Annotated in this window: 11 protein-coding genes and 1 pseudogene; 7 read left to right on the top strand and 5 right to left on the bottom strand. The window is 55.2% G+C overall.

What is annotated here, in order from left to right:
• A pseudogene (locus EOA19_RS23885) lies at positions 1–132 on the top strand (IS481 family transposase); the annotation flags it as partial.
• Between the two features lie 203 nt (positions 133–335).
• Here the strand turns inward: EOA19_RS23885 and EOA19_RS23880 are convergent.
• The 3 genes from EOA19_RS23880 to EOA19_RS36545 are packed head-to-tail and all read right to left on the bottom strand — an operon-like array spanning position 336 to position 1,051.
• Positions 336–620: a DUF6804 family protein gene (locus tag EOA19_RS23880; protein ID WP_063169433.1), complete on the bottom strand. Its 285-nt coding sequence runs from the start codon at positions 618–620 to the stop codon at positions 336–338.
• Positions 621–672: 52 nt separating this feature from the next.
• A complete protein-coding gene (locus tag EOA19_RS23875) occupies positions 673–912 on the bottom strand; it encodes a hypothetical protein (protein ID WP_082826591.1) in 240 nt (79 codons plus the stop codon).
• 28 nt (positions 913–940) lie between these two features.
• Positions 941–1,051 (bottom strand): YHYH domain-containing protein, encoded by a 111-nt coding sequence (locus EOA19_RS36545; protein WP_095770035.1) that lies wholly within the window; start codon positions 1,049–1,051, stop codon positions 941–943.
• Positions 1,052–1,204: 153 nt separating this feature from the next.
• Between EOA19_RS36545 and EOA19_RS23865 the strand changes: the two genes are divergently transcribed.
• From EOA19_RS23865 to EOA19_RS23840, 6 genes are all read left to right on the top strand, one after another.
• Positions 1,205–1,645, top strand: coding sequence for a hypothetical protein (locus tag EOA19_RS23865; protein ID WP_126066778.1), 441 nt, complete (start codon positions 1,205–1,207; stop codon positions 1,643–1,645).
• A gap of 197 nt (positions 1,646–1,842) precedes the next feature.
• On the top strand, positions 1,843–3,282 hold the full coding sequence (locus tag EOA19_RS23860) for a hypothetical protein (RefSeq protein ID WP_063169430.1): 1,440 nt from the start codon (positions 1,843–1,845) through the stop codon (positions 3,280–3,282).
• Positions 3,275–4,093 carry a hypothetical protein gene (locus EOA19_RS23855; protein WP_063169429.1) on the top strand — a complete coding sequence of 273 codons (819 nt, stop codon included), beginning with the start codon at positions 3,275–3,277 and terminating at the stop codon, positions 4,091–4,093. Before EOA19_RS23860 ends, EOA19_RS23855 begins: the two co-directional genes overlap by 8 nt.
• Positions 4,093–5,409, top strand: coding sequence for a hypothetical protein (locus EOA19_RS23850; RefSeq protein WP_063169428.1), 1,317 nt, complete (start codon positions 4,093–4,095; stop codon positions 5,407–5,409). Before EOA19_RS23855 ends, EOA19_RS23850 begins: the two co-directional genes overlap by 1 nt.
• Complete coding sequence (locus EOA19_RS23845) at positions 5,397–6,455, top strand: hypothetical protein (RefSeq protein ID WP_224571173.1); 1,059 nt, start codon at positions 5,397–5,399, stop codon at positions 6,453–6,455. Before EOA19_RS23850 ends, EOA19_RS23845 begins: the two co-directional genes overlap by 13 nt.
• 50 nt (positions 6,456–6,505) lie before the next feature.
• Positions 6,506–7,651 (top strand): DUF4236 domain-containing protein, encoded by a 1,146-nt coding sequence (locus tag EOA19_RS23840; RefSeq protein ID WP_095770037.1) that lies wholly within the window; start codon positions 6,506–6,508, stop codon positions 7,649–7,651.
• A gap of 13 nt (positions 7,652–7,664) precedes the next feature.
• Here EOA19_RS23840 and EOA19_RS23835 read toward each other — a convergent pair whose 3' ends face one another.
• Positions 7,665–8,495 (bottom strand): thermonuclease family protein, encoded by an 831-nt coding sequence (locus EOA19_RS23835; RefSeq protein ID WP_127224212.1) that lies wholly within the window; start codon positions 8,493–8,495, stop codon positions 7,665–7,667.
• A gap of 34 nt (positions 8,496–8,529) precedes the next feature.
• Positions 8,530–8,943 carry a MucR family transcriptional regulator gene (locus EOA19_RS23830; protein WP_082826711.1) on the bottom strand — a complete coding sequence of 138 codons (414 nt, stop codon included), beginning with the start codon at positions 8,941–8,943 and terminating at the stop codon, positions 8,530–8,532.
• Positions 8,944–9,235: the final 292 nt, after the last annotated feature.

Here is a 9,235-nt window from a genome sequence, read left to right as displayed (position 1 = left end):
CATCGTGCCGCCGAACTGCCTGTCTGGCTGCACAGATACAATTGGCATCGTCCACATGGCAGCCTAAAGTCAAAAACGCCTATCAGTCGCCTCGCCCTGATCGAGGACAACCTGTTGAAGCTCCACATCTAGGGCATGCGAAAATAGAAAATAACGGGCAAAAAGATGCGCCTTTTCCGACTCCGAGCCTAGATGGTTGAAAGCCTCGAAGTACTCCTTCGTCCGCTCGAGGAGATCTCCCGCATAAAGCGCCAACGGCTGTGACACGGTGACCCTCGGGCGCGCCTTGACCTTCGGCGTCTCAGGTCCACTCTTGGCCATCTCAGATTATCGGCTTAATTCCGGTGCCGGTATGCGACAAAGCCGAACAGAGTAGCCGCTGCGACGTTGAAGATTGCCCACAGCTCGCGCGGCAAATGAACCGGCATGAACGGGTTGAAGATCGCTGCCGCTCCAAACAGCGCCCAAGCCAGGGTGCGATTTTCAGGGCCTGATCGCCACACCATGGCTCCGCAGTAGATCCCGGCGAAAAAGACCACCACGCGGAGGAATTGGTAATAGCCGTACGGCCATGGCGCTACCGCCAGCAGCGAGGCAATAGCTACACAGATGCAGACCAACCGGACCGTTCCGGCCGGCGTCGAAAAGCATTATTTTCAGCAAACTTGATCCTCAAACGCCCAGCACGGTTGTTAGTGGAGTTTCGGCGCCCGCCATATATTTGAAAAGCCAGATTGCCCAAGTGATCGGCCAAATGAACGCCAACATCGCATCCAGGCTCAAGTTAATCAGGATTTTTACGACCACTGATGCATGGCCCTGCCATGTGTCGACGACATTCATCACGTAGGTGATCGGCCCGCCCAGCATGAAGAGGAGGCCCAGCGGAGCTGACATGATGTTCTTCAGCATGTTTGTGTCCCTCAGAAAGGCGTGACCTTCAGTGACAGTGATACGCGCCGGTCTTATGGTTGGTATGGCAACCGTTGGCATCAGTGCCGCCACTGTGTGCAAACGCGCCGGTCGCGCAAGCGATTATTGCAGCGGCCATAGCCGCGAGAAATGTTGTTTTCATTTTATTGCCCTCCCAAAGTATTTCAGACAGAGCACTATTGCCGGTCGGGCACAAGCTGCTCGTGGCACTGTGAACACAAATAGGATAGATGCTCCTCTGTGCAGGCCAAGATCGGGCGAGGAGAATACTTTGGATGGATTGCGATTGATGCACGTCCCGTTGGCGATCCTGCTGACATGGCCAAGGGTGGCGACGGCAAATGAATGCCTCTCGAAGTACACCAAGACCGACGTCTGCGCCTACGCAAAAAAAATGCAAACCGAAATGGCTCCAGCATTGCCCATGCTGATCAGTTCGAACATCTCCGTTCGGAGCATCATCGCAATCGGGCCAAGGATCGTTTTCAACGCCACCTGGGCTCAGACCGATGCGGAAGTAGACGCCAAATTGTTGGCTGCTGGCGTCTCGCGGCCGGTCTATGTCCAGAAGATCGATGAAATGACCAAAAACTATGTCTGTCGTGCGGAGGAACTATCTGCCTTCGTTCGCCTGGGCGGTGAGATCCAGTACACGTATACGACTGTGGATAATTTCCCAGTCGCGAACCCGCTCGTAGCACTCTGTCCTTAGAGCATCGCAGCACGGCTCATGACATGACTAGTCGCGGCCGATCAACCAGTTGATCAGCAGCCATGATCATTTGTTGGAACTCAATTGAGCCTGATCCGCACTAGCAAGTGGATAGAAGTGAATGTGCGGTTGCCCTTTAGCTCTACTATGCATAGAAACCACTCTGCCGGGGGGCGTAAAGTTGGGGTTGTGAGTGCGTGGGCTCTAAATTCGAAAAACTAAATAAGTTGCGTGACTCACTGCGAGAATCCAACCACGATTTTCGGGCGAGCACTCAGCTATTCAACAGCCTGGACCCTGCCAAGATCGACGGCGACCTGGATGTCATTAACCGCGGAAAGCAGCGCGGCGAGGTGAACCAACCCCCGAAAACGGCAAAGAATCTCGACGATGTCGAACATGCCATCGTGGAACGCGTTGAGGATGAGAAGAAGGCTGCGCATCACACTCTTGAGGACAACCTGCAACTCCTTGGAGGTCGTCTTGCCGGCCTCGATTTCGAGGAACAATTCGGTCTAATCCGTCAGACGAATGCCGCTAGCGTTTCGGACTTCAAAGCCTCGGTCGCCGTGGGCCTCGATGAACTTCACGGCCTGAGAAGGGCCCTGAACGACGCCGAAAAAGAGCATGCATGGTTTAAGGAGAAGCACGGTCTCGTTCGTGCCGCGCGTGTGCAGCACGGTGCCGCTCACATTTTCCGGCTATCGCTTCTGCTATTTCTGTTTCTGGTCGAGACAGCGATGAACGGCAACTTCCTGGCCAAGGGCAATGAGCAGGGATTTTTTGGTGGCATCCTTGAGGCTGCGGCATTCTCTTTCATCAACATCGGGGCGGCTTTGCTCCTGGCGGTTTTCTGCGCTCGTCTCGTCACCCATCGGTCGTTTTTCGTAAAATTCGTTGGGATCATTTCAATCCTTTTCTATATCGGCTTGGCGATTTCGATAAACTTGGCGCTAGCGCACTACCGTGAGGTCAGCGGCTCGCTCGCTGACGGCGCCGGCGCTGAGGTCATCCGTAATATGCTCGCCAATCCAGCGGGTCTCACGGACATCAAGTCCTGGTTGCTGTTTGCGATCGGCCTGATGTTTTCGCTTTTCGCTTTTATCGACGGCTGGTTCGTGCTCGACCCTTACCCAGGCTACACTGGCGTTGAAAATCGGCTCGTTCGACGGCGCGATGACTACATCGATCGAAAGAAGGAACTGATCGAAGAGCTGCAGGATGTCCGCGACGACCACAACGAAAAAGTGGAGGAAATCGTCAAGCAGCTTGGTAGTCGCCGGCGCGAGCACCGCGCGATTGTCGATCATCGATCGAGGCTTCTGGCTCTTTTTGCGCAGCATCAAGACCAATTGGAGCGAGCCTGCAATCAGCTTTTGTCGATGTATCGGGAAGCCAACATCCAGGCGAGGACCGAGCCGGCGCCCAAGCATTTCGGAACGCCCTACAAACTTGATCGCATCAAGCCATACGTCACCGGCGAGCGGGAGTGGAATGAGGGAGATGTTGGCGCATCAATTCGCCAGGCGCAGGAGGAACTCAACGAGCAGGTTCGTCTGATTGGTCAGGAATGCGAACGGGGAATTGAGCAGTACCGAGATCTTGATAAGCTTCACCCGGACAGCGTGAATGTCTAGGCGAACCCGCAGACGCAAGAAAGGCAATGCGGGTACCATTGCCGCGGCCATTGCCCTTGGTGTGCTATCCGTTGCGATGTTGGCCGGCTTCGGCTGGATGTGGACCAGGTCTGGCAATGGCCATATCGACGCCAACACGAATTGCCCATTGGACGGACCCTCCAGCCTGACCGCCGTCCTCATCGACGCCACTGATCCAATTTCGGCAACGACGATGGCTGATCTCAAGAACGAGTTCCGAAAGACCATTGGGCAGGTCGAGCCGGGTGGGTATGTGAGGATTTATACCCTGAGCTCGGCGCCTGGTGAGCTGACGGTGATGTTCGATGGATGCAATCCCGGTGATGGGTCGACCGTCGATAGTTGGACCAACAATCCTGCGCGGCGTCAAAAGAAGTGGGAAAACGCCTTCGGCGATCCTTTGAACAAACTTCCCGATGAAATCCCGAATGCGGCTTCCGCGAGCCAATCTCCGATCATGGCTGGAATTCAGAAAATCAAGCTGTCGCTCTTCGATAGCAGCTTGGCCAAACAGGGCAGTCCCAAGCGATTGGTGGTCGCCTCTGACATGATCGAGCATACGACGATTTACTCGCAGTACCGATCGGGACTGGATTACCAAAAATACCTCAACAGCGCCGCCGACCGCACATATGGGACGTCGCTGGATGGGGTGGGCATCACAATTCTTTATATCGATCGGGCAAAGAAGCCATTTCAGACCCTGGATCACGCGGAGTTCTGGACACATTGGGTCCAGAACCATCACGGCGAGTTCGAAAAGCTGGTTGGCTTGGATGGGTTAAACTGATGGCGAGAGCGCACGACAAACCTTTGCTGGATCATCCACGTCTGCCGGTCGTGGTTTTCGCGGCATTGACACTCGGCGGGTGTGTATTCATCGCCATTGCAAAACTCTCAGGCGTAAATCCGATCGTCGCGGCGGTAGCACCGGCCTGCCTGATGTTTTTCTATCTCGGGGTTTCGATCTTTGCTGGAAAGCTACAACTGCACGACGAGCAGACCGGCGATAACCTCTACTATATGGGCTTCCTGTTCACCCTGACGAGCCTTGGGGTCTCGCTGTTTCAGTTTGGAACGGAAGGCTCAACCGACACGATCGTCCAAAATTTTGGCATCGCGATCACGTCGACGATCACCGGTATTGCTCTGAGGGTTTTCTACAATCAGATGCGGCGCGATCCCGCGGACATTGAGCGAACGGCGAGGCACGAACTTGCCGACATGACACGGCGTGTAAGAGCCGAGATGGAAAGCGTAACCAGGGAGTTCGCCGACTTTCGTCGTGTCAGCCATCAAATGCTCGAAGAGGGCTTTGCAGAGATTGCCGAGCAAGCGGCACGCAATGGGGAGCACATTCGATCTGCCCTGGACAATATTGCCATGGAATCGATCAAGCCTGTCCAAGAGGCGTCTGCCAAGCTCAGTGACGCGTTGCAGCACAATTTCGGGCAAGTCGAAACCCAGTTTGCTTCGATAGCGAACCGCGTTGGAGCTGCAGCGGATTTGCTGGATAAAGCCAACAGCTCGATGTCCAACTCTGTTGGAAAGCTCGGTAATCAAGCCGACAATATGGCTGCCAAGCTGGAAAAGGTGGTTGTTCCTGATGAGGTGCTGAAGAACGATCTGGCGCCGATGGTCAAGCTCCTGGGTAATGCTGTCGCACAATATGCGATAAAAACCGAAACAGCCTCGCAAGAGCAGCAAACGCGGATGACCGGTCTTGCCGACGCAGTGATCAAGGTGGCGACTGGAGTGGAGAGAGCGGCAGCGGCCGCAGAAAAGACCGCAGAAACTGTCCAAGCGCAGCAGCGTTTGACTGAGGAGTTCATGGCTGTGATGCAGAAACACAGCAATGAAACACGCGGCCTCGTCGCAACCCTTACACAACATAGCCTCCCGGCCGTGCGCACTCCCCAGCCTCTGAGCAATGCGATAGCGAACGATGTCGAGCGAGTGGCGGCACCTTCCACTGTTGCCTCCCCTGTGGAGACGCCAATCAAGGTTTCGGATGACACGGAGGGCGACACCTTCCGATCGTTAAGCAGTCCGGCGGAGGTGGAGAAGGGTGAACCGCCAAAGAGAGCAAGTTGGTGGGGCAGGTGAGTGAGGTTAGCGGAACAGCCATTACGTTTGAGCGCAAGGGCTATGGCCGCGGCCTGATACTCGGCCTGACGATGGCTGAGACGATGCTGCTTCTCGTTTTCTGCCTTTTGCTTGCTGCAGGCGCGCTCATCGCCAAGACAAAGAAAGAGGCTGCGGCAGCGCAGAAGATTGCGCAGTCCCTCAATGAGAACGCTCGCAAGCTTGACGAGGAAAACAAGCGGTTGCTGGCTCAGCTGAATGCCATGGTCAAGCCTGCAAGTCGACGCAATGTACCAGATCAAGAATGGCGTGAATTGGTCCGGGCCAAAGAGGCCGCAGAGGCAATCAAAAAAGTGGGACTGACCCTTGAGGAAGCGGTGAAAAGCGCGCCGGCCGCCAAAGTCCTCTCTGACAACGACGTCGACGTTGATCAGGCCAAAGCCATGATCGAGAAGATGAAGGTTCTGCGCGAGCTCGGCTACGTTGGCACGGGCAAGACGTCCAAGGATCTTGCTGACGCACTGAAGAAGGCAAGGAACGAGGCCTCTGCTGACAAGCCACACGATTGGCCACCGATCATCAGTCTTAGCGAGCTCGATGGCTATAATTTCGATACTGGAAGTGCGGAGCTTTCCGGTGGCTTCAAAACGAAGTTGCGGCAGATGTCGAAGACCATTGCTGGAATTGCAACTTCCTATGGTGTGGACGTCATTGAGGTGATTGGCCACACGGACGAGCAGGCGATGTCCGGTGACTCATCGAATATGGACAGAGGCCTTCAGCCCGTACTGGCGCGCAAGATGGACATTGGCACACTCCATCCTGCCGACAATGCCGGGCTTGGATTAGCGCGAGCGATCTCCGTCACAGGCATCCTGCGCGATATGCCGGAACTGAAAGGCTTCACCATCCTGCCAATGTCCGGCGGCCAGTTGATATTGCCTGGCGACCGGCTCACCGACGGCGCACAGGCCGGCGACGTCAAGGCGAGGAGGCGAATTGAGATCAGGGTCAGGCAACGTTCGCGAGAGACAGATATTGGACTGGTTCCGGTACCAAAGTTGTGAGGCGAACTGCCCTTGGGTTTCGCTCACAGGGCTTGGGGGGGATTGCGGGGATGGGGTTTTACGTTCGAAAATCGATTAGTGCGGGACCTTTCCGCTTTAACTTCTCGTCTGGCGGGGTTGGCGCGTCCGTTGGCGTGCAAGGTCTTCGTATCGGGACTGGCCCACGAGGGCATTATATTCATGCAGGCGTCGGCGGTCTCTACTACCGAGGCACTTTGGGAAAGCGCAGCGCCAAGCAGACGCTGCAACTGTCTGAATTCCCATCTGGGCCAAAGCCCCATCCAACATCCTCACCCGTGGAATATGTCAGCGGTGGCGTCGTGATGAGAGAAATCGAGTCCGCCGATGTGATCGAGATGCGTGATGAGACATTTGCCAATGTGCTTGATGAAATCAATGCGAGGCAATCGCAGACGCGAATGTCGCTCATCCTGGCCGTGCTGTTTGGGATCGCCGGATTGATCGCAGGCGCAATGCTGGGAGGTGGGGTGGCGCTGATCGGTATTGCTGCCTTTTTGCCGGGCATGCTTATTGGCAACTGGTTGGACAGCTACCGCCGGGTGAGCGTGCTCTACTATGATTTGGAGCAGGACGCGGAGGCGGCCTACGGGCGACTTGTCGCCGCCTTTGACACGCTCACACGCTGCGCGGCGAGTTGGCATGTCGCGGCTGGTGGCAAGATAGAGGATCTGACGACTTGGAAGCGCAATGCGGGAGCCACGATGTTGGTCGATAAAAAGTCGACGACGCTCCAAGCTTCCTTGCCGACGGTTGTTCGCAGCAATGTCACACCACCGTCGATACACGTCGGCCGGCAAATCCTTTATTTCATGCCAGACATGATTTTGGTGAAGGACGGAAACCAGTACGGTGCCGTTGGGTATGGAGACCTCAGGACGCAATTTGCCCCCAGCAATTTTATTGAGACCGGCAAAGTTCCATCTGATGCTGAGATCGTGAGCTATACCTGGGCTCATCCCAATAAGAATGGCGGACCCGACAAACGCTTCAGAGATAATCGGCAGATCCCTGTCTGTCGCTACGAAGCCTTGCGGTTTTCTAGCCCATCCGGGCTCAACGAGCTGGTGGAATTTTCCAAGACAAACGTCAGCCAGCCCTTTTGCCAGGCTCTATTGGCACTCGCGCAAATGCACCGAAACGCTGGTGGCCAGTCCGGCTTGCTGAAAGCGCGCTAAGGAATTGGCTTGGTCAGCAAATGCCTTCGCACGGAATTCCGTCGCCGTCCCGGTCCAATTTGGGTCCCCAGCTACAGTTATTGAGATACCAGCGCGCCTCATCGCATGAGGAGATTTGCTTACAATAGCGACGCGGTTGACACGAATAGCTCTGAGCTATTTGGCGACGGCCTGTAAGGCCGTAGGATGTGTCATTACCGGGTTTATTGTTGGCTGCATGTGTTGCTCGCCAATCCCAAGGGGCTGTGAAAGTGCCAACCCAGATGCCAATCTTGGCCCTTTGGGCATCTGCCTGTTGTGACGCGTAACTACCATGGCTGTATCGAGGCCAATCCAGGGCATAACCCTGTTCGACCATCCAAGACGCAATGCTAGCACCGTCCGCCCGCTGACAATCACCAACGAAGCGGTTGTAACGATCCCACGAAACAAAGTTGCACTGGATGGGTCGGGATTGACTGAGGAAGATGTCCAGTGCTTCTGCGGATTTGCGGCCGCATGGGTATTCTTGCCCGCTTGCGTCGCTGCAGTTTTGGCTGCTTTCAGGTGCGTCGATGCCATTGAAACGAATACGCTGTCCGTGGATCTCGATCGTGTCCCCGTCAACGATGGACGCTACGCCGACGATAGGCTTCGGTTTTGACCCGAGTGCGCTTGCTGTATTGGGTCCCGCGATCTGGTTGCCCCACCCTGTAAAGTAGGAGGTGACATAAGCGCCCACTGCTAGCGTGATCACCAGGATCGCGGCTAATGATTTATGTGAAAAGAAACGCTTGCGCATAATTGAAACCCGGCCGCGTCTTGGCCGCGAGCTGCGGCGATGGGAATAGCGATCGCGATTCAATTTTCGATCCTTTGCGAAGCTGCCAAATGTTTTGCTAGCGCGTCTTTGACTTCTTGGCTGCTGCTTTCTTGGGCGCGGCTGCTGTGCGACCGAGGCCAATCGATTTTGCCAATCTGGAGCGATTGGCTGAATAGTTAGGCGCGACCATGGGGTAATCGTTGGAGAGGCCCCATTTTTGGCGATAGGCGTCGGGCGTCAGTCCAAAATGCGTGTTCAAGTGTCTCTTGAGGGACTTGAACTTTTTGCCGTCTTCGAGGCAGACGATGTAGTCTGGAGTGACTGAGCGCTTGGGGTTGACCGCGGGAACTTGGTCGGGTTTTTCCGGTTCGGACGGCTGGCCGATACGCGCTAATGACGAATTGATGCTGGCAATAAGGTCCGGCAATGAGGAGACCGGCACTGAATTCTTGCTCACATAAGCCGCAACGATATCGGCGGTAAGCTCCATCAGCGCGGTGGCCGTATTTTGGATTTCGTCAGTCACTTCATGGCTCCGGACTTCTGCAGTGAAATCCCGATCTATTACTTATCGGCTAAAAAAACCAGTAGAGGGAGGATACTAAATGCCAGGCGCTAATAGTGATGAATGTTAAAGCGCCAATCAGAATGCGGAACCACGAGAGACGGTGGATTGATTGGGCGCGGCGTTTTCTTTGTATGACCAGGAAAGCGGCTTGAGGCTCACAGGCGGATGCATTTAGATTTGGACGAGTAGGACCTACGCATGACATTTTCGAAAG

The sequence above is a fragment of the Mesorhizobium sp. M7A.F.Ca.US.010.02.1.1 genome (assembly GCF_004023085.1).
Taxonomy (GTDB): domain Bacteria; phylum Pseudomonadota; class Alphaproteobacteria; order Rhizobiales; family Rhizobiaceae; genus Mesorhizobium.
Note: the sequence above shows the minus strand (reverse complement) of the source record. Positions and strands in the feature narration are given on the sequence as shown.